Origin of the sequence: Pseudomonas sp. KNUC1026 (assembly GCF_021650705.1) — a bacterium.
Classification (GTDB): domain Bacteria; phylum Pseudomonadota; class Gammaproteobacteria; order Pseudomonadales; family Pseudomonadaceae; genus Aquipseudomonas.
Genome location: NZ_CP087138.1, coordinates 4,226,104 through 4,245,671, shown reverse-complemented (window position 1 = coordinate 4,245,671; position 19,568 = coordinate 4,226,104). Strand labels below are relative to the sequence as shown.

At 61.6% G+C, this 19,568-nt stretch carries 20 protein-coding genes and 1 pseudogene; 7 read left to right on the top strand and 14 right to left on the bottom strand.

What is annotated here, in order from left to right; genetic code table 11:
* Positions 1-45 precede the first annotated feature (45 nt).
* From pip to mdoH, 4 genes and pseudogenes are all read left to right on the top strand, one after another.
* The gene (gene pip / locus LN139_RS20000; protein WP_236355890.1) at positions 46-1,017 is read left to right on the top strand and encodes a prolyl aminopeptidase; all 972 of its coding nucleotides are present in this window, start codon (positions 46-48) and stop codon (positions 1,015-1,017) included.
* Entirely contained in the window at positions 1,014-1,451 is a 438-nt protein-coding gene (gene dtd / locus LN139_RS19995; protein WP_236355888.1) for a D-aminoacyl-tRNA deacylase, read from the top strand. The genes pip and dtd overlap by 4 nt, the downstream gene beginning before the upstream one ends.
* Positions 1,452-1,715: 264 nt before the next feature.
* Positions 1,716-3,557 carry a glucan biosynthesis protein G gene (locus tag LN139_RS19990; RefSeq protein ID WP_442964343.1) on the top strand — a complete coding sequence of 614 codons (1,842 nt, stop codon included), beginning with the start codon at positions 1,716-1,718 and terminating at the stop codon, positions 3,555-3,557.
* Positions 3,550-6,115 (top strand): annotated as a pseudogene (mdoH, locus tag LN139_RS19985) (glucans biosynthesis glucosyltransferase MdoH). Before LN139_RS19990 ends, mdoH begins: the two are co-directional and overlap by 8 nt.
* 60 nt (positions 6,116-6,175) lie before the next feature.
* On the opposite strand, the gene LN139_RS25845 reads toward mdoH, so the two are convergent.
* The 11 genes from LN139_RS25845 to ubiE all read right to left on the bottom strand — a co-directional run bounded on the left by LN139_RS25845 (position 6,176) and on the right by ubiE (position 13,966).
* The gene (locus LN139_RS25845) at positions 6,176-7,192 is read right to left on the bottom strand and encodes a methyl-accepting chemotaxis protein (protein ID WP_442964454.1); all 1,017 of its coding nucleotides are present in this window, start codon (positions 7,190-7,192) and stop codon (positions 6,176-6,178) included.
* A 215-nt stretch (positions 7,193-7,407) separates the two neighbouring features.
* Entirely contained in the window at positions 7,408-7,755 is a 348-nt protein-coding gene (locus LN139_RS25840) for a hypothetical protein (RefSeq protein ID WP_442964342.1), read from the bottom strand.
* A gap of 169 nt (positions 7,756-7,924) precedes the next feature.
* Complete coding sequence (locus LN139_RS19975) at positions 7,925-8,632, bottom strand: 16S rRNA (uracil(1498)-N(3))-methyltransferase (protein ID WP_236355878.1); 708 nt, start codon at positions 8,630-8,632, stop codon at positions 7,925-7,927.
* Complete coding sequence (gene tatC, locus LN139_RS19970; RefSeq protein ID WP_236355875.1) at positions 8,629-9,414, bottom strand: twin-arginine translocase subunit TatC; 786 nt, start codon at positions 9,412-9,414, stop codon at positions 8,629-8,631. The genes LN139_RS19975 and tatC overlap by 4 nt, the downstream gene beginning before the upstream one ends.
* Positions 9,407-9,883 (bottom strand): Sec-independent protein translocase protein TatB, encoded by a 477-nt coding sequence (gene tatB / locus LN139_RS19965; protein ID WP_236355865.1) that lies wholly within the window; start codon positions 9,881-9,883, stop codon positions 9,407-9,409. The genes tatC and tatB overlap by 8 nt, the downstream gene beginning before the upstream one ends.
* 3 nt (positions 9,884-9,886) lie before the next feature.
* The gene (locus LN139_RS19960) at positions 9,887-10,162 is read right to left on the bottom strand and encodes a twin-arginine translocase TatA/TatE family subunit (RefSeq protein WP_236355863.1); all 276 of its coding nucleotides are present in this window, start codon (positions 10,160-10,162) and stop codon (positions 9,887-9,889) included.
* A gap of 24 nt (positions 10,163-10,186) precedes the next feature.
* Complete coding sequence (locus LN139_RS19955; protein WP_236355861.1) at positions 10,187-10,522, bottom strand: phosphoribosyl-ATP diphosphatase; 336 nt, start codon at positions 10,520-10,522, stop codon at positions 10,187-10,189.
* On the bottom strand, positions 10,515-10,916 hold the full coding sequence (gene hisI, locus LN139_RS19950; RefSeq protein WP_236355859.1) for a phosphoribosyl-AMP cyclohydrolase: 402 nt from the start codon (positions 10,914-10,916) through the stop codon (positions 10,515-10,517). The genes LN139_RS19955 and hisI overlap by 8 nt, the downstream gene beginning before the upstream one ends.
* A gap of 52 nt (positions 10,917-10,968) precedes the next feature.
* The gene (ubiB, locus tag LN139_RS19945; protein WP_236355849.1) at positions 10,969-12,576 is read right to left on the bottom strand and encodes a ubiquinone biosynthesis regulatory protein kinase UbiB; all 1,608 of its coding nucleotides are present in this window, start codon (positions 12,574-12,576) and stop codon (positions 10,969-10,971) included.
* Entirely contained in the window at positions 12,573-13,196 is a 624-nt protein-coding gene (locus LN139_RS19940; protein WP_236355844.1) for a ubiquinone biosynthesis accessory factor UbiJ, read from the bottom strand. Before LN139_RS19940 ends, ubiB begins: the two co-directional genes overlap by 4 nt.
* Complete coding sequence (ubiE, locus tag LN139_RS19935; RefSeq protein WP_236355843.1) at positions 13,196-13,966, bottom strand: bifunctional demethylmenaquinone methyltransferase/2-methoxy-6-polyprenyl-1,4-benzoquinol methylase UbiE; 771 nt, start codon at positions 13,964-13,966, stop codon at positions 13,196-13,198. The genes LN139_RS19940 and ubiE overlap by 1 nt, the downstream gene beginning before the upstream one ends.
* A gap of 112 nt (positions 13,967-14,078) precedes the next feature.
* Between ubiE and LN139_RS19930 the strand changes: the two genes are divergently transcribed.
* From LN139_RS19930 to LN139_RS19920, 3 genes are all read left to right on the top strand, one after another.
* Positions 14,079-14,354, top strand: a complete 276-nt coding sequence (locus LN139_RS19930; protein ID WP_236355842.1) for a polyhydroxyalkanoic acid system family protein — start codon at positions 14,079-14,081, stop codon at positions 14,352-14,354.
* Between the two features lie 77 nt (positions 14,355-14,431).
* Entirely contained in the window at positions 14,432-14,731 is a 300-nt protein-coding gene (locus LN139_RS19925; protein WP_236355841.1) for a response regulator, read from the top strand.
* Between the two features lie 234 nt (positions 14,732-14,965).
* The gene (locus LN139_RS19920) at positions 14,966-17,071 is read left to right on the top strand and encodes a hybrid sensor histidine kinase/response regulator (protein WP_236355840.1); all 2,106 of its coding nucleotides are present in this window, start codon (positions 14,966-14,968) and stop codon (positions 17,069-17,071) included.
* Positions 17,072-17,096: 25 nt separating this feature from the next.
* Here LN139_RS19920 and LN139_RS19915 read toward each other — a convergent pair whose 3' ends face one another.
* The 3 genes from LN139_RS19915 to hslV are packed head-to-tail and all read right to left on the bottom strand — an operon-like array spanning position 17,097 to position 19,409.
* Positions 17,097-17,474 carry a gamma-butyrobetaine hydroxylase-like domain-containing protein gene (locus LN139_RS19915; protein ID WP_236355839.1) on the bottom strand — a complete coding sequence of 126 codons (378 nt, stop codon included), beginning with the start codon at positions 17,472-17,474 and terminating at the stop codon, positions 17,097-17,099.
* A gap of 43 nt (positions 17,475-17,517) precedes the next feature.
* Positions 17,518-18,852: an ATP-dependent protease ATPase subunit HslU gene (hslU, locus tag LN139_RS19910; protein ID WP_236355838.1), complete on the bottom strand. Its 1,335-nt coding sequence runs from the start codon at positions 18,850-18,852 to the stop codon at positions 17,518-17,520.
* Positions 18,853-18,878: 26 nt separating this feature from the next.
* Positions 18,879-19,409 carry an ATP-dependent protease subunit HslV gene (gene hslV / locus LN139_RS19905; RefSeq protein WP_236355837.1) on the bottom strand — a complete coding sequence of 177 codons (531 nt, stop codon included), beginning with the start codon at positions 19,407-19,409 and terminating at the stop codon, positions 18,879-18,881.
* Between the last annotated feature and the right edge of the window lie 159 nt (positions 19,410-19,568).

Genomic DNA, 19,568 nt, shown 5'->3' with positions numbered 1-19,568 from the left:
GGTTTATGATGCCATCTGGCTGAATCTTCCCCGACGGAGCGCCTGATGCAGACCTTGTACCCTCAGATCAAACCTTACGCCCGGCATGATCTGGCCGTGGATGAGCCTCATGTGCTTTATGTGGATGAAAGCGGCTCACCGCAGGGGTTGCCGGTTCTGTTTATCCATGGCGGCCCCGGTTCGGGCTGCGATGCCGCGAGCCGTTGCTATTTCGACCCCAATCTCTACCGCATCGTGACCTTCGATCAGCGCGGCTGCGGTCGCTCCACGCCCCATGCGAACCTTGAGAACAACACGACCTGGGACCTGGTGCAGGACATGGAGCTCATCCGTGAGCACCTGGGCATCGACAAGTGGGTGCTGTTCGGCGGTTCATGGGGGTCGACACTGGCGCTGGCTTACGCCCAGAAACACCCTGAGCGCGTTCATGGCCTCATCCTGCGTGGCATCTTCCTCTGCCGCCCGCAGGAAATTCAGTGGTTCTACCAGGAAGGCGCCAACCGGCTGTTCCCCGATTATTGGCATGACTACGTGGCACCGATCCCGGCGGACGAGCGCGGCGATCTCCTCGGCGCCTTCTACAAGCGCCTGACCGGTGCCGACCAGATCGCGCAAATGCATGCGGCCAAGGCCTGGTCCCTGTGGGAAGGCCGCTGCGCGACCCTGCGGCCGAACCCGTTGGTGGTCGACCGCTTCTCCGAGCCTTCCCGGGCACTCTCGATTGCCCGCATCGAAACGCACTTCTTCAAGCACAGCGCGTTTCTGGAGCCAAACCAATTACTGCGTGACGTACACAAGATCGCGCACTTGCCGGCGACCCTGGTGCACGGCCGCTACGATGTGATCTGCCCGCTGGAGAACGCCTGGGAACTGCATCAGGCGTGGCCTGGCAGTGAACTCAACGTCATCCGCGATGCAGGCCACGCCGCTTCCGAACCGGGCATCACCGATGCGCTGGTACGTGCCGCCGATCGCATGGCCCGTCGCCTGCTCGACCTGCCGCTCGAAGAAGCATGAAGGGGCTGTTGCAGCGTGTGCGCTGCGCGCGAGTGGAGGTCGAAGGTGAGGTAGTGGGGGCAATCGACCAGGGTTTGTTGGTGCTGGTGGCTGTCGAGCCTGGTGATACACAAGCCCATGCCGACAAACTGCTGCACAAGCTGCTTAACTACCGTGTGTTCAGCGATGCTCAGGGCAAGATGAACCTGTCATTGGCGGATGTCGCCGGCGGCTTGTTGCTGGTGTCGCAGTTCACGCTGGCGGCCGACACTCGCAGCGGCATGCGGCCAAGCTTTTTCAGCGCCGCACCGCCTGCGTTGGGCGAGCAGCTGTTCGACTACCTGTTGGCGCAGGCGCGACTGCGCCATCCGGTTGTGCAGAGCGGCCGGTTCGGGGCTGACATGCAGGTCCATTTGATCAATGATGGCCCTGTGACATTCATGCTGCAGGCCTGATTAAAAAAAGTCGGCCAGCAGTGCGGAAAAATGCCGTTTTGTAGCATAAATTCTTCACTTGCCCTGATGCGCGATTCAACGCGCTACGAGATAATCGCGCGCCAGTGTTCCAGGATTTTACCGATCCGTTTTTTTCAAACCTGAGGTGAGCCGGCATCCCGGAGGGAATCATTCAGCCCTTTTGGAGTCGGAACAATGCTCGCCAACCTGGCTATTCGACAGCTGGCCGTTGGTTAAATGATCTGTTTTCGGCGAGGGTAGCTCGTGATTGCTAGTGCTTGTACCAAAGAATCCACAACCGGAAAGCGACTGTTCTCTGCCCTGATGGCAGGTTCCGTGCTCCTGGGCCTGCTAGGCGCAGCGCCTGCTTGGGCCTTCAGCCTGGAAGACGTTTCGGCAAAGGCCAAGGAGCTGGCGGGGCAGAAGTTTCAAGCACCCAAGAGCAACTTGCCACCTGCCCTGCGCGACCTGAAGTTCGCTGACTACCAGAAGATCCACTTCCGCCGCGACAAGGTGGAGTGGGCCCAGGACAAAACGCCGTTCAAGCTCTCCTTCTATCACCAGGGCATGCAGTTCGACACGCCGGTGAAGATCAACGAGGTTACCTCCTCGACGGTCGAGGAAATCAAGTACGACCCTGAGCGGTTTGACTTCGGTGATCTGCAGATCGATCCAAAAAGTATTGAAAATGTTGGCTGGGCCGGCTTCCGGGTGATGTACCCGATCAACAAGTCCGACAAGCTCGACGAAGTGATGACCATGTTGGGCGCCAGCTACTTCCGCGTAGTGGGCAAGGGCCAGGTATACGGGCTGTCCGCGCGTGGCCTGGCTATCGACACCGCCGCCCCGTCGGGCGAAGAATTCCCGCGTTTTCGCGAGTTCTGGATCGAGAAGCCCAACCCCGAAGACAAGCAGCTGATCATCTACGCACTGCTCGACTCCCCGCGTTCCACCGGCGCCTACCGACTGGTGCTGCGCCCCGGCACCGACAGTGTGGTCGACGTGCAATCGCGCGTTTATCTGCGTGATCAGGTCAGCCGCCTGGGCATCGCGCCGTTGACCAGCATGTTCCTGTTCGGCCAGAACCAGCCTTCCAAGGTTCTGAACTACCGCCACGAGCTGCACGATTCCACCGGCCTCTCCATTGCCAACGGCAACGGCGAGTGGATCTGGCGCCCACTGAACAATCCCAAGCACCTCTCGGTGAGCAGCTTCACCATCGAGAACCCCAAAGGCTTTGGCTTGCTGCAGCGCGGCCGCGAGTTCTACCGGTATGAAGATCTCGACGACCGCTACGACAAGCGCCCGAGCGCCTGGGTCGAAACCCGTGGCGATTGGGGCAAGGGCACTGTGAACCTGGTCGAGATCCCGACTGCGGACGAAACCAACGACAACATCGTGGCGTACTGGAACCCCGAGAAGCTGCCCGAAGCCGGCCAGCCGCTGGAGTTCAACTACCGCCTGCACTGGAGCATGGACGAAGACTCCCTGCACTCGCCGGATGTTGCCTGGGTCAAGCAGACCATGCGCTCCACAGGTGACGTGAAACAGTCCAACCTGGTTCGCCAGGCCGACGGCAGCATGGCGTTCCTGGTGGACTTCACCGGGCCCAAGCTCAAGGCGATGCTGGACGACGCCCAGGTGCGCGGCCAGGTCAGCGTGAGCGACAACGCCGATGTGGTCGAGAACAACGTGCGCTACAACCCTGAGACTCAGGGCTGGCGCTTGACCCTGCGTATCAAGGTCAAAGACCCGAGCAAGAACGTCGAGATGCGCGCTGCGCTGGTGCAGGATGTGACCAACCCGGACGACGCCAAGCCGGCTGCCAAGGCTGAAGAAGCCAAAGAAGTCAAAGAAACCAAGGTCGCTGCCAACGACGCCAAGGCTGAGAGCAAAGGCAAAGCCAAGGCCGACAAAGCCGACAAGGCCGCGCCTGCGAAGGCTGACGACAAGGTCGCCGCCTCAGACAAGCCTGCCGAAGGTAAGGCCGAAGAAGGCCAGGCCGCTGCTGAGCAGCCAGCCGACGCCGCTGCGCCGGCAAAACCGGTCACGACTGAAGAAGTCCTGACTGAAACCTGGAGCTACCAGTTGCCTGCCGATGAGTAACGCACAGCCAAGGCCAGAGTCGCTCGATGAGTACCTGGCCCACCTGCCCTTGAGTGAACAGCAGCGCGCGGAACTCGCGAGCTGCTCCTCCTTCGCCGAGCTTCACGAACGCCTCGCCTGACCGCCCCTTGCCTGCCGAAGGCAGCCAGGGCTCGGTAGGCGCGCGGCTGACCGTGGGCAGTGCCGCCGATCTGCAGGAGCAGGAAATGCTCGTGCTTGACGCTGCTGGCCGAGTGAAACTCAAGGCTACCCCGCCTATCAACCGTACCCGTGTAGTGCCCGAGCCGTGGAAGACCAACGTGGTCACCCGTGGCTGGCGCCGCATGACCGGCAAACGCCCAGCTCCGCAGCCCACCAGTGACGTGCGCGACCTGCCCAAGGCGCGTTGGCGCACAGTGGGCTCTATCCGCCGTTACATCCTGTTGCTGCTGATGATCGGCCAGACCATCGTCGCCGGCTACTACATGAAAGGCATCATGCCCTACCAGGGCTGGGCCTTGATCGACCTGCAGGAAGTTGCGCGCCAGCCGATTCTGGTCAGCGCACAGCAAGTACTGCCCTACGTGCTGCAAACCAGCATCCTGATCCTGTTCGGGATCCTGTTCTGCTGGGTGTCGGCAGGCTTCTGGACTGCCTTGATGGGCTTCCTGGAGTTGATTACCGGCCGCGACAAGTACCGGATTTCCGGCGCCAGTGCCGGTAACGAGCCAATCGAACCCGGCGCCCGCACTGCGCTGGTGATGCCAATCTGCAACGAAGATGTGCCGCGCGTGTTCGCCGGCTTGCGCGCGACGTTCGAGTCGGTCGCCGCCACGGGCGATCTGGACCGTTTCGACTTCTTCGTTCTCAGCGATTCCTACGATGGCGACATCGCCGTGGCCGAGCAGCAGGCCTGGATGGATGTATGCCGTGAAACCGGCGGCTTCGGCCACATCTTCTATCGCCGCCGCCGCCGCCGCGTAAAACGCAAGAGCGGTAACCTCGACGACTTCTGCCGCCGCTGGGGCGGGGACTACCGCTATATGGTGGTGCTCGATGCCGACAGCGTAATGACCGGCGAATGCCTGACCAGCCTGGTTCGGCTGATGGAGGCATCCCCGGATGCCGGCATCATCCAGACGGCGCCCAAGGCATCGGGCATGGACACGCTCTATGCTCGCCTGCAGCAGTTCGCCACTCGTGTCTATGGCCCGCTGTTCACGGCCGGCCTGCACTTCTGGCAACTGGGTGAATCGCACTATTGGGGCCACAACGCGATCATCCGCATGAAGCCTTTCATCGAGCACTGCGCCTTGGCGCCGTTGCCGGGCAAGGGCTCGTTCGCGGGCGCTATCCTCTCGCACGACTTCGTCGAAGCGGCGCTGATGCGGCGTGCTGGCTGGGGCGTGTGGATCGCCTACGACCTGCCGGGCAGCTACGAAGAGCTTCCGCCGAACCTGCTCGATGAGCTCAAGCGCGACCGGCGCTGGTGCCACGGCAACCTGATGAACTTCCGGCTGTTCCTGGGCAAAGGCATGCACCCGGTGCACCGCGCAGTGTTCCTCACCGGCGTGATGTCCTACTTGTCGGCGCCGTTGTGGTTCTTCTTCCTCGTGCTCTCCACTGCGCTGCTGGCAGTGAACACGCTGATGGAGCCTGCCTACTTCCTGGAGCCTCGCCAGCTTTACCCGCTGTGGCCGCAATGGCATCCGGACAAAGCCATCGCGCTGTTCTCGACAACTGCCGTGCTGTTGTTCCTGCCCAAGCTGCTCAGCGTGGTGCTGATCTGGTTCCAGGGGGCGAAGGAGTTCGGTGGGCGCTTGAAAGTCACCGCCTCGATGCTGATGGAGATGCTGTTCTCCATGCTGCTGGCGCCGGTGCGCATGCTGTTCCACACCCGTTTCGTACTGGCCGCGTTCCTGGGCTGGGCAGCGGTCTGGAACTCGCCACAGCGTGACGACGACTCCACCCCGTGGAGCGAAGCTGTACGCCGCCATGGTTCGCAGTTCGTGCTCGGCGCGCTGTGGTCGCTGCTGGTGTGGTGGCTGAACCCCAGCTTCCTGTGGTGGTTGGCGCCGATCGTGGTGTCGCTGATTCTGGCGATTCCGGTGTCGGTGATTTCGAGCCGTACCAACCTCGGCCTGCAAGCCAAGGACGACAAGTTCTTCCTGATCCCTGAGGAATACGAAGTGCCCCAGGCACTGGCGTCTACCGAGGCGTACACCCAGGAAAACCGCTACCACGCGCTCAAGGATGGCTTCGTGCGCAGCGTCGTCGACCCTCGGCAGAACGCGCTGGCCTGTGCTCTGGCCACCGCGCGGCACAAGCCGGGTAATGCAGTGATCGAGGCGAACCGTGAGCAATGGATCGCCAAAGCGCTGGAGGGCGGCCCTGCAGCACTCAAGGGCAATGATCGCCTGGCGTTGCTGAGCGACCCGGTCGCCCTGGCTCGCTTGCACCAGCGGGTGTGGGAAGAGCACAACGAGTTGTGGCTCAAGGCCTGGCGTGAGTCTCACGCGTCGGACGCGCATGCGCCGCAGCTGCCGTTGCAGCCTCAAGGTTCGGCGCAGCCGGCCTGATCGCGTTGGCACGAAAGGCCCTGGCCGGTAATCCCGGCCGGGGCCTTTTTCTTTCTGGCTTCAGACCTTGAAGCGTGAAACCAGCGTTCGCAGGTCGTTGCCCAGCCGTACCAGCCTTACGCTGGACGCAGCGGTCTCTTCGCTGCCGGATGAGGTCTGCTCCGAGACCTCGCGCACATTGACGATGTTCTGGTTGATCGCCTCGGCCACCGTGGCCTGTTGCTCGGCTGCGGTTGCGATCTGATAGTTCATCGACTGAATACTGGCCACGGTCTCGTTGATATTGCCCAGGGCACTGCCGGCCTGGCGTGCGAGCTGCACGCTGCTCTCAGTGAGCGAGCGGCTGGTAGTCATGGCGTTCACGGCTTGTTGGGTACCGTTCTGCAGCGCCGTGATCAACCCTTCGATTTCTTCGGTCGATTGCTGGGTGCGTTGCGCAAGGCTTCGAACCTCATCGGCCACCACCGCAAAGCCCCGGCCGGCCTCACCAGCCCGCGCTGCCTCGATGGCAGCGTTCAGCGCCAGCAGGTTGGTCTGCTCGGCCACCGATTTGATGACCGTCAGCACCCCGCCGATCTTGCCGCTTTCATGCTCCAGCCGCGTCATCGCTTCGCTAGAGCGTTCGACTTCGTCGGCCAGGTTTTCGATCTGGGTGATCGCCTCATTGACTACCCGGTCGCCTTCACGCGCCTGCTGGGTGGCGGCAGTGGCCGCCTCGGAGGCTTGCTCGGCGTTGCGCGCTACATCCTGTACGGTCGCGACCATCTGGTTCATCGCTGTGGCGACCTGATCGGTTTCGAGCCTCTGCGCGCTCACGCCTGCGTTGGTCTGAGCGGTCACGGCCGAGAGTTGCTCTGCGGCATTGGTCAATTGCTGGACACCCTCGCCGATGCCGTCGACAAGATCGCGCAGGCCTTGGTTCATGCCTGCCACGCTCTGTTGCAACTGGCCAAGTTCATCGTGCCGCGAAGAGGCTTTCACTTCCCGCAAATCACCTTCGGCGACCTTATCCACGGTTTTGATGGTTTGCCTCAAGGGCGCGATGATCTGCTGGGAGATCAACAGCGCGGCGCCCATCCCCAGCAGGAGCGCGAGCAGCGACATCCCGCCAAGCAGGGCCTTGGCCTTGGTGGTGTCATTGTCGCGCTTGTGTGTCTGAGCCTGGCTGATGGCTTCGCTTGCGCCGATCAGGTCGTCGCCGAGGGTTTTCATCTGGTCGAGCATGGCCTGGCTTTCCATCGGGCGTTCCGCCTGGATCGCCGCCACGGTACTGAACAGCTCTTGATACTTCTTCAGAGCGGCGAGGATGACGTCCATCTGCGCAATGTCGTCCGGGTCGCTGAGTTTTCCACGCAGCGACTGGGTGGCGTCGCCCAGGCGCGCCATTGCAGCGTGCAGTTTTCGAGACTCGGCCGGGAGGGGCGCAGTGAGTACCTCAGGCGCTGAATGCGCATCTCGCGGGCCATGTCGGCGATATCGGCGACCTCGGCCAGCTTGTCCCCGCGTTGGGTGAGCAATGACAGGCCGAGCCAGCCTATTGCGGTGACGGCCAGAGTGAGGCACAGCACCAGGCCGAAGCCCAGGGTGAGCTTGCGTTGTACGGTGAGGTTGGCCAGCAGCCCGTGGGACGGTAATGGCATTGGAAACACTCCTTGTGAGGTGGGAACACAAGGGGGTGCGTCGGCCAGCGGATCAGATCCTGAAGGGGGCTAATGCTTCGGGATGTTTCATTGGCGTTATCGGCACAGAATTAAGCATTTTCGCCGGAATAAGGCCGCCAAAGCGGCCAGAAAACCACGGCATTTATGCTCAGAAAAGTCTCGCAAGCAGGGCGGTGACTGCCGTTTCGACACGCAGAATGCGTTCGCCCAGCTGCACCGGCGAAAGCCCGGCACGCTGCATCAGTTCGACTTCGTAGGGTATCCAGCCCCCTTCCGGGCCGATCGCCAGCGTTACCGGTTGGCTCACAGCACGGGGGCACGGTGGGAAGTCTCCAGGGTGGCCAACCAATCCCAGGGTGCCTTGAGTGATCGCAGGCAGGCGATCTTCCACGAAGGGCTTGAAGCGTTTTTCGATGATCACTTCAGGCAGCACTGTGTCCCGCGCCTGCTCAAGCCCGAGCACCAGTTGCTCGCGGATGGCCGCTGGCTCCAGAAAGGGGGTTTGCCAGAAGCTTTTCTCGACCCGGTAGCTGTTGACCAGAATCAGCCGAGGCACACCCAGGGTAGCGATTGTCTGGAACACGCGGCGCAGCATTTTGGGCCGGGGCACGGCCAGCACCAGAGTCAGGCCGAGTTTGGCCGGCGGCTCGCGCTCCAGGGTTACGGCAAGCTCAGCCTCGCGTTCGCCCAGGCGCAGCACCTGGGCCTGGCCCATCAGGCCGCCGAGCTGGCCAACACGCAGGGTGTCGCCAGCCTCTACGCGCTGCACCTGCTGCATGTGCACCAGTCGGCGGTCACGCAATACGGCGCGCCTCTCGGCGATGAAGTCGCCGTCTTCGAGCAGCAGCAGGTTCACGCGCGTGGCACGGGTGGTTGATCGCCAGGCTCCGAGGCCTCGTCATGGTCACTGCGCTTGCGAATCAGGCCACCACACAGCACGCCCACTTCGAACAGCATCCACATCGGCACGGCCAGCAGGGTTTGCGAGAAGATGTCGGGAGGGGTGAGCAGCATGCCGACTACGAAGCAGCCGATGATCACGTAGGGGCGGGCTTTTTTCAGGTACTTCACGTCCACTACGCCGATCCATACCAGCAGCACCACGGCGACCGGAATTTCGAACGCCACGCCGAAGGCAAAGAACAGCGTCATGATGAAATCAAGGTAACTGGCGATGTCGGTCATCATCGACACACCCTCTGGAGTCGCCGCCGCAAAGAACTTGAACATCAGCGGAAACACCAGAAAGTAGGCGAATGCCATGCCTGCGTAGAACAACAGGATGCTCGAGACCAGCAGCGGCACGGCCACGCGTTTTTCATGGCGGTAGAGGCCCGGCGCGATGAAGCCCCAGATCTGGTAAAGGACGAAAGGGATCGCTGCGAACAGCGAAACCATCATCGTCAGCTTGAACGGCGTCAGAAAGGGCGACGCCACGTCGGTGGCGATCATCGTTGCGCCAGGCGGCAGGTACTGGCGCAGTGGCGCCGAAACAATCGTGTAGATCTGCTGGGCAAACGAAAACAGGCCCGCGAACACAAGGAAGATGGCTGCCACGCAGCGCAGCAGGCGGTTGCGCAGTTCGGTCAGGTGCGACACCAGCGGCATGGGCTGGTCGTGCTCGGGCAAGTCACTCATGGGGCTTTTTCGGTTCCGTTGCCGGTGTCGGTTCCGATCCCGGTTGTGACCCCGGTGCCGGTTGTATTGCGGGTGCTGGTATCGGTGCGAACCCAGGTTCGTTTACCGCAGCTGCCGGCGGCGGGTTGATCACTGGCGGCAATGGCAACTCACCCTGGGCAGGGTTGTGCTCGGGCACAACAGGCGGCGGCTCGGCGGGCTTTGGCTCGGGCTTGTGTTCAGCCTCGGGGTTGAGGATCTTGCGAGCCTCCTGCTCCAGCGACTGGATGTGCTCGTTGTGCAGTTGCCGGCGGATCTCGTCCGCACCTATCTCCCGTTCGATCTCGTTCTTGATCGAGTTGAAGCTGCGCTTGAGCCGCCCGATCCACAAACCCGCCGTGCGTGCCGCGCCGGGCAAGCGTTCGGGGCCTAGCACCAGCAGGGCAACCAGCCCTACCAGCAGCAATTCACTGAAACTGATCCCGAACATGGGTCAATCCTTGCGCACAGGCTCTTCGACCTTCTGGTGCTGGCCGTCGATGGTGTGCGGTGGGGTCAGCGGCGCGCCGGGCTGGGCGTTTGTTTGCGCCTGTGCGTGAGCTTGCTGCTCGCGCTTTTCTTCTTCCTTCTCGCCGTCGTTCATGGCTTTGCGAAAGCCCTTGATGCCTTCGCCCACGTCGGTGCCCAGGTTCTTGAGCTTCTTGGTGCCGAACACCAGCACCACGACGATCAGAATGACGACCCAGTGTTTCCAGTCAAAAATACCCATTTACAGTTCCTCGAATTCAGACAGTCAGGCGGAGGGCTCGCGGGCAGCCTTTTCGTCGTGCCCCGACAAACCGAAGCGGCGATCCAGCTCATCCAATACCGCCTGTGGATGCTGGCCTAGCGCTGACAGCATCACCAGGCTATGGAACCACAGATCAGCGGTTTCGTAGATGACATCACTGAAATCTCCGCTTTTTTGCGCATCCTTGGCGGCGATGATGGTTTCGATCGACTCCTCGCCGACCTTTTCCAGGATTTTGTTCAGGCCCTTGTGATAGAGGCTGGCCACGTAAGACGTGTCGGCGGGTGCCTGCTTGCGGGCTTCCAGCACCTCGGCCAGGCGGTGAAGGGTGTCACTCATGGCGATGCCCCTCGGCGTAGATGGCGTGCGGATCCTTGAGCACGGGATCGACGACCTTCCAGTTGCCGTTCTCGAACACGCGGTAGAAGCAGCTCTCGCGGCCGGTATGGCAGGCGATCTGGCCCAACTGCTCGACCATCAGGATGACGACGTCGGCATCGCAGTCCAGGCGCAGCTCGTGCAGCTTTTGCACGTGGCCGGACTCTTCGCCCTTGCGCCACAGCTTGCCCCGCGAGCGTGACCAATAGATGGCACGCTGCTCGGCGACAGTGAGTGCCAGCGATTCGCGGTTCATCCAGGCCATCATCAACACGCGCCCGGTTCGGTGATCCTGGGCGATGGCCGGTACCAGGCCGTCATCGGTCCATTTGATCTCGTCCAGCCAGTCTTTCATCGTCTACTCCGCGGCAATGGCCGCCTATAGTGCCAGCGCATGGCGCCAGTGGCTATCCACGCACGACCAGATACAGGCCTGCGGCGAGCATGATCCAGGCCGGCCAGGATTGCACAGTGTGAAGCGCCGCGCCGCTGCTGGCCATTACCCCGCCGCCTGCCAGCAGGATGCCGCCGACCAGGCGCAGGGCGAATACTTCGCTGCTGCGCCGCCAAGGCGGTGGAGGGTCTTCGCGATGAGGCGTTGCCATGCGCTCCAGCAGGTCGCGGGTCATGCTGGCGATGTAGGGCAGTTGTTCAAATTGTGACTGGGCATTTCGCAGCAGCCCCTTGGGGCTCATGCGCTCACGCATCCAGCGTTCGAGGTAAGGCTGGGCCGTGCTCCACAGGTCGAGGTCGGGGTACAGCTGGCGGCCCAGGCCTTCGATGTTGAGCAATGTCTTTTGCAGCAGCACCAGTTGCGGCTGCACTTCCATGTTGAAGCGCCGCGCGGTCTGGAACAGGCGCATCAGCACCTGGCCGAAGGAGATGTCTTTCAGAGGTTTTTCGAAAATCGGCTCGCACACAGTACGGATCGCTGCTTCGAACTCGTTCAGTTTGGTTTGCGCAGGCACCCAACCCGAATCGATGTGCAACTGCGCCACGCGCCGATAGTCACGCTTGAAGAAGGCGAACAGGTTGCGGGCCAGGTATTCCTGATCTTCCGGGGTGAGGCTGCCGACGATGCCGCAGTCGATCGCGATGTATTGCGGGTCCCAGGGATTGACAGTGCTGACGAAGATGTTGCCCGGGTGCATGTCGGCATGGAAGAAGCTGTCGCGGAACACCTGGGTGAAGAAAATCTCCACGCCGCGCTCGGCCAGCAGCTTCATGTCGGTGCGCTGATCGGCCAGGGTGGCAAGGTCGGTGACCGGCACACCGTAGATGCGCTCCATCACCAGCACCTTGGGCCGGCACCAGTCCCAGTAGATCTGCGGTACGTACAGGTGCGGCGAGCCTTCGAAGTTGCGCCGCAGCTGGCTGGCGTTGGCGGCTTCGCGCAGCAGGTCGAGCTCGTCGTAGATGGTTTTTTCGTAGTCGGAGACCACGTCCATCGGGTGCAGCAGGCGTGCGTCGGCAGAGAGCCATTCGGCCAGCCGCGCCAGCAGGAACAGCCAGGCGAGGTCAGAGCTGATGATCGGGCGAAGGCCGGGGCGTACCACTTTCACTACCACTTCTTCGCCGGTGCGCAGGCACGCGGCGTGAACCTGGGCCACCGAAGCGGAAGCGAGCGGCTCGACGTCGAAGCGGCTGAAGGCCTGGCTGATCGGCACGCCAAGCTGCTCCTCGATCAGTTGCATCGACTGCTTGGGGTCGAACGGCGGCACGCGGTCCTGCAGCAGCATCAGCTCGTCGGCTATGTCGCCCGGCAGCAGGTCACGGCGGGTGGAGAGGATCTGCCCGAACTTGATGAAGATCGGCCCGAGATCTTGCAGGGCCAGGCGCAGGCACGCCCCGCGCGAAAGCTGCCGATTGCGCCGCGGCAGGGCGCGCCAGGGCATGGCAAAGCGGAGGATGCGCAGCCACCATGGCAGCGGTAACGCGAGAATCAGGTCATCGAGGCGGTAGCGGATGCCCACGCGCAGGATACGAAACAGACGGCGGACGGCGAGCAGCTTCATGCGTTTTCGCTGGAATCAGGGGTGGGGAACAACCGCGCCAGGCGGGCCTCGATGCGGTCGGTGGCCAGCTTGAGCTCATCGAGCTCCTGCCAGCGCGCTTCGGCCTCACGCTTTCCGACCAATGCGCGGGTTTCTTCGTTCAGGTAGTCGGCGAGTGTTTCGCGCAGCCTGCCGGCGCCTTCTTTCGCCCAACGCGCGCGCAGCCGCATGTGGCCGCTGAGTAGCGCGGTGCCGACCGGCCCCAGCCAGCGCGATACTTCGTGCTCCCGATCCAGCTCCAGGTTCTGCAGCACGTCGCTCAAGGCCATCAGTGCACCGGTATCGCCTTCCAGCTCGACATCCGCACTGTGCAGCACCGCAGTCTTGTCACGGCGCAAGGCCAGCTCCAGCAAGCGCCCGGCCGGTGCACGCAGCGTGCAGGTGGCGGGTGCCTCCCAGTGGCTGGCCAGGGTCAGGCCATGGCTGCCGGGCAGGATGAACACGCGGCGGGCGGGGCGTGGGCAATCGATTTCGATGACCGCGCCACTCAATGGCGCCAGGCGCGGCAGCGCCGTGGCATCGAGGCGCAGGGCGCGGTTGATGCCGGCTTCGGCGCTGGCCAGTAGGGCGCGTTCGAGCATCAGGGTTTGATACCCCTGTGCAGGGCTACGATGCCGGTGGTCATATTGTGGTAGGTGACACGGTCGAACCCGGCATCGGCCATCATCGCCTTCAGGGTTTCCTGGTCAGGGTGCATGCGGATCGACTCGGCAAGGTATCGGTAGCTTGCCGCGTCGTTGGCGACCAGCTTGCCTACCAGTGGCATGAAGGCAAAAGAGTAGGCGTCGTAAGCCTTGGCCATCAGTTTGCTGGTGGGTTTGGAGAATTCCAGCACCAGCAATCGGCCGCCGGGCTTGAGCACACGCAGCATCGAGCGCAGCGCGTCCTCTTTATGGGTTACGTTGCGCAAGCCGAAGGCGATGGTCACCACATCGAAGTGGTTGTCGGGGAACGGCAGCTTCTCGGCATCGGCCTGCACGAAGCGCACATTGCCGGCCACCCCCAGGTCGAGCAGGCGGTCACGGCCGACTTTCAGCATCGAAGCGTTGATATCGGCCAGCACGACTTCGCCGGCCGGCCCGACCAGATCGGAGAAGCGGCGGGTAAGGTCGCCAGTGCCACCAGCGATATCCAGCACCCGGTTGCCTGGGCGCACGCCCGACAGCTCAATGGTAAAGCGCTTCCACAAGCGGTGCATCCCGCCAGATAGCAGGTCGTTCATCACGTCGTACTTGGCAGCGACGGAGTGGAACACCTCGGCGACCTTCTCCGCCTTCTGGCTCTCCGGCACGTGCTGGTAACCAAAGTGAGTGGAGGGTTCGGCTTCGTTGCCTTTGCGCTGTTCAGTCATATCGCCTGCACCGGAAAAAATTACCGGCCATTCTAATCCCGCTATGCAGGCTTTGTCTTGAAGGGCCCTGTGCCGGGTAGAATAAACCCCTTTGAATTGACCGAGATTGCCGATGAGCCAGATCACCGTTGAACGCCAGCACACGCTGGGCCGTGAAGTCGCCCGCGAGCGCGCCGGCAAGCTTGTGGAAAAGTTGCAGAGCAAATATGACATGCAAGCCGAATGGGAAGGCGACACCGTAGAACTCAAGCGCAGCGGCATTACCGGGCAGGTAGCTATCACCGAAACACTGGTGCGGGTCGAGATCAAGCTGGGGATGATGCTGTCGATGATGGGAGGCATGGTCGAGGCCGAGATCAACAAGGCGCTGGACAAATACCTGGCGTGATAGCCTGAACTGGCCTATCAAGGAAGGAAGAGCCCGCATCGGTGCTCTGAACCAGATCGGTTTTTGGGAGCTGCCTTGTGACCAAGCTTGCACCTACCGAATATCGAGCGCCGGCCGGGGCCATCGTAGTTGTCGACGATGACCCTCTGTTGCTCAGCCTGATGGTCGACATGATCGAAGAGCTTGGCCTCCCGTGCCATGGGTTCAAAACCGCAGACGATGCCCTGATGTTCGTGATGCGCCATGAAAGTACGATCGGCCTGGTGTTCACCGACATGGTGATGCCTGGGCAGATCGCCGGGGATGAGCTTGCACTGATGTTGCATCGGCGTTATCCGGATCTTGCCCGTCATCGTTACCAGCGGCTTTGGCGATGAAGCCGGCCGGTTCGGCCCGGGCATCACGTTCGTGCCCAAACCATGGGCACTCGAGACTATGTCGGCACTGATTCTCAAGTTGGTTCGGCATCCCGAGGTGCTTGAGCGTTGAAAGTGGGCCCGTGGTAGCCGCAGCTCTGTAAAGACGATAGTGTTGTTTCCGCCTCTCGGATACTGTGCCTATTCTCTGCTGGCAAATCCCCTTCCAGCGTCTACCGGCCACAGGTCCCATCCTTGCATTCGAACAATCTCCCCGAAACCGTATCGGAGCCAGAACAGGCGTTGATAGAAGCCCGTGCAGAACTTGTGCATGCACATGAATATCATCGTCTGATCCTCGATAGCGCGGTCGATTACGCAATCATTGCAATCGACCTGACGGGCAAGATTGTGGAGTGGAACGAAGGCGCTGAGCGCATTCTGTTCTGGGCACGCGATGAGGCCATCGGCCAGCCAATCCAGATGATTTTTACCGAGGACGATTGCCAGGCTGCTGTAGTCGAGCGTGAAATCGGCCTCGCATTAAGCCAGGGGCGCGCGGCTGACGACCGTTGGCATTTGCGCAAAGACGGCTCTACGTTCTGGGCCAGTGGCTCGATGATGCCGATGGTCGCCAAAGGCCAGTTCGTTGGGGCGCTCAAAGTCATCCGTGACGGTACTGAACAGCTCGCAGCGCTGCTGAAACAGCGTGATGCCGAGCAATTGGCCGAAGCGAGGTTCGCCTCCCTCACCAATGCAATGCCGCAACTGGTCTGGACAGCGGATGCGTACGGTAACGAACGCTGGTTCAACTCGCGCTGGCAAGTGCTCACAGGCCTGAGCAATCCGGCGCTGATGCGTCGTGGCTGGCTTGCAATGATCCATGACGACCAACGCAGTGAAGTTCTGAGCTTGCTCGAGCAGTGTTTTTTGCAGAGGCGAGTGTTCGAGGCTACGTTCTCCATGCGGGACTGCGACGGCATTTATCGGTGGTTTCTAAGCCGTGCCCAACCTATCTACGACGAGCAAGGCAAGCTTCTTCAGTGGTATGGCACCTGCACAGACATCGACGCCTTTCAGATTGAATACAACCGGCAGAAATGGGTTTCCGACGGGCTAGAAGCGGAAGGTCGACAGCATCAAGCCGACATGGCTGACTCGAGCCGTCGCCTGAATGAGCAGGCGGTTGCATTGCGGGCTGCCGAAGGCAAGGTTCAGCAATTGCAGAAGATGGAGGCCGTCGGCCAGTTGACCGGCGGTATCGCTCACGACTTCAACAATATGTTGACCACAGTGATTGCCAGCCTTGAATTGTTGAGGCTGCGCCGAAATCGCACCGAGCAGGATGTTCTCAAGTACAGCGGCATAGCCTTGGAGGGGGCGCAGCGGGCAGCCTTGCTGACACAGCGGCTGCTGGCGTTCTCTCGGCAGCAACCATTGGCACCTGAGCCTTTGGATATCAATCGCCTGACCGCCGGCCTGGCCGATATGCTCGAGCGGACGCTCGGCGATCAGGTTGGGTTCGAGAATGTTCGCTACGCCGGGCTATGGCATACCTATGCCGATGCCGCGCAATTGGAGAACATTGTTGTAAACCTGGCTATCAATGCCCGTGATGCGATGATCGACGGTGGGCAACTCACCATAGAAACGGCGAACATCTATTTGGATGAGCATTACGCGAGCACGTATCAGATCAAGCCGGGCCAGTATGTCATGCTGGCGGTTACCGATACCGGGACCGGTATCGAACCGGAATTGATCGAGCGTATCTTCGAGCCCTACTTCACAACCAAAGGTGTAGGCAAAGGGACTGGGTTGGGCCTGGCCCAGGTATATGGGTTCGTCAAACAGTCGGGCGGCCATATCAATGTGTATTCGGAAGTTGGAGTAGGGACGACCTTCAAGCTCTATTTTCCGCGTTACTATGGCGGCGCCGTCGCCAAGTCGCATATTCGAGAGCTGGAAGAACAACACAACGACTACCGCGCGCGTAGCGGAGAAGTGGTGCTGGTTGTAGAGGATGACGCCATGGTGCGTGCGTTGTCGGTCGAAGCCCTGGCAACTCTCGGCTACGTTGTACTGGAGGCTGGTAACGGCCCGGACGCACTCGATGTTCTCAGAGCAAACTCGTCCATTTCGCTATTGTTCACGGACGTCATAATGCCTGGGATGACCGGAAGGCAGTTATCTGATCATGCCGGGTTGCTCTATCCTGGGCTGAAAGTCCTCTACACCACCGGATACACGCGCAACGCTATCGTTCATAACGGGATGCTCGACCACGGTGTTCACTTCTTGCCCAAGCCTTTCACCGTCCGTGAGCTGGCGCGCAAAGTTCGTGGGGCGCTTGATAGTTGATACCTGGCGCTGGGCGCCAAGCGTTTCAAAGCATCAATCGAACCACTGATTCAGCCGGGTCGCGTGACTTGCCTGCCTTGCGCAGCTCGTCGAGATAGTCTGCCCAGAGTGCTTCCTGGCGGGTACACAGCTCGTAAAGGTACTCCCAGGTGAACAGCCCGCTGTCGTGCCCGTCGTCGAAGCTGAGCTTGAGTGCGTACTGCCCAGCGGGCTCGACCTTGCTCAAACCTACGTTCAGCTTGCCGTGCTGCAAGATGGGCTTGCCGTGGCCCTGCACTTCGGCCGAAGGCGAATGCACGCGCAGCAACTCCGCCGGCAGGCTGTATTGCTCGTCGGGGGCGTAGCTGAGCACCAGGGTTTTGCTGGCTTTGTGCAAGTTGATCGCGGTGGGAAGTTTGTGCATGGTGTGGCCTCGCGCGCCGGGGCCAGGCCCCGGCGCTTGGCAGTCAGAGGATGTAGCGAGACAGGTCTTCGTTCTGCGCCAGCTCACCGAGGTGGCTGTTGACGTAGTCAGCATCGATGCGGATCGGCTCGCCGTTCTGGGAACCTGCCAGGTCGCCGGCGCTGAACGAGACTTCCTCCAGCAGGCGCTCCAGCAGCGTATGCAAGCGGCGGGCACCGATGTTCTCGGTCTTCTCGTTCACCTGGAAGGCGATCTCGGCCAGGCGCTTGATGCCGCTGTCGACGAACTCGATACCCAGCCCCTCGGTTTTGAGCAGCTCGCGGTATTGCTCGGTGAGCGAGGCGTGCGGCTCGCTGAGGATGCGCTCGAAATCGCCTGGAGTGAGTGCTTTGAGCTCGACGCGGATCGGCAGCCGGCCCTGCAGCTCGGGCACCAGGTCGCTGGGTTTGCTCAGGTGGAAGGCACCCGAAGCGATGAACAGGATGTGGTCGGTCTTGACCATGCCCAGCTTGGTGTTCACGGTGCAGCCTTCGATCAGCGGAAGCAGGTCACGTTGCACGCCTTCGCGCGAAACGTCAGCGCCGCCGACGTTGCCGCGCTTGGCGACCTTGTCGATTTCGTCGATGAAGACAATGCCATGCTGCTCGACGGCTTCGAGCGCTTTGGCCTTGAGCTCTTCCTCATTGACCAGGCGGCCGGCCTCTTCTTCACGCACCAGCTTGAGCGCTTCCTTGACCTTGAGCTTGCGGGTCTTGCGCTTGCCCTTGCCCATGTTGGCGAACAGGTTCTGCAACTGGCTGGTCATTTCTTCCATGCCAGGCGGGGCAGAGATGTCTACGCCTACCTGCTCGGCAACCTCGATGTCGATTTCCTTGTCGTCGAGCTGGCCTTCGCGCAGGCGCTTGCGAAACAGCTGGCGGGTGTTGGAGTCAGCACTGGAAGGGGCGTCGTCACCAAAAGTACGCGCCTGCGGCAGCAGGGCGTCGAGAATGCGATCCTCGGCGGCGTCCTCGGCGCGGTGACGCACTTTGATCACCTCCTGCTCACGCAGCAGCTTGAGCGAAGCGTCTGCCAGGTCGCGGATGATCGACTCGACGTCGCGACCTACATAACCCACCTCAGTGAACTTGGTGGCCTCGACCTTGAGGAAGGGCGCGTTGGCAAGCTTGGCCAGGCGCCGGGCGATCTCGGTTTTACCTACGCCGGTGGGACCGATCATGAGGATGTTCTTCGGCGTGACCTCAGGGCGCAGCTCGGCCGGCAACTGCATGCGGCGCCAGCGGTTGCGCAGAGCAATGGCCACGGCGCGCTTGGCGTCATCCTGGCCGATGATGTGGCGGTTGAGTTCGTGGACGATTTCGCGGGGGGTCATGGACATGTGGGTCAGGCGAACCTTTGCGCGGATCACTCCGCCAGGTCCTGCTCCTCGATAGTCAGGTTGTGGTTGGTGAACACGCAGATGTCTGCAGCGATGTTCAGCGCGGCCTCGGTGATATCCCGGGCGGAGAGTTCGGTATTTTTCAACAGCGCGCGGGCCGCGGCTTGTGCGTAGCCGCCACCGGAACCCATGGCGATCAGGCCGTCTTCGGGTTCGACGACATCGCCGTTACCGGTGATGATCAGCGATGCGTCTTTGTTGGCGACGGCCAGCATCGCTTCGAGGCGGCTGAGGGAACGGTCGGTGCGCCAGTCCTTGGCCAGTTCGACGGCGGCTCGGACAAGATGGCCCTGGTGTTTTTCCAGCTGGCCTTCGAAACGTTCGAACAGGGTAAAGGCGTCGGCAGTGGCGCCGGCAAAGCCTGCGATGACCTGGCCGTGATAAAGGCGGCGTACCTTCTTGGCATTGCCTTTCATGACGGTGTTGCCCAGCGACACCTGGCCGTCGCCGCCCATGACGACTTTACCGTGGCGGCGAATGGATACGATGGTGGTCAAGGGGTTGTCTCCACGCAGCGGGGCGAAAATGCCCGGATGAAGACCTATATAGGGACGGCGGGTTCAAGCTTCAAGCCTCAAGCCTCAAGCTGAAAGCAAGAGCGGACTGCGGCGTCGATGCAGGCACGCCGCAATCCCCGCCACTACGCAAGCCGCTCT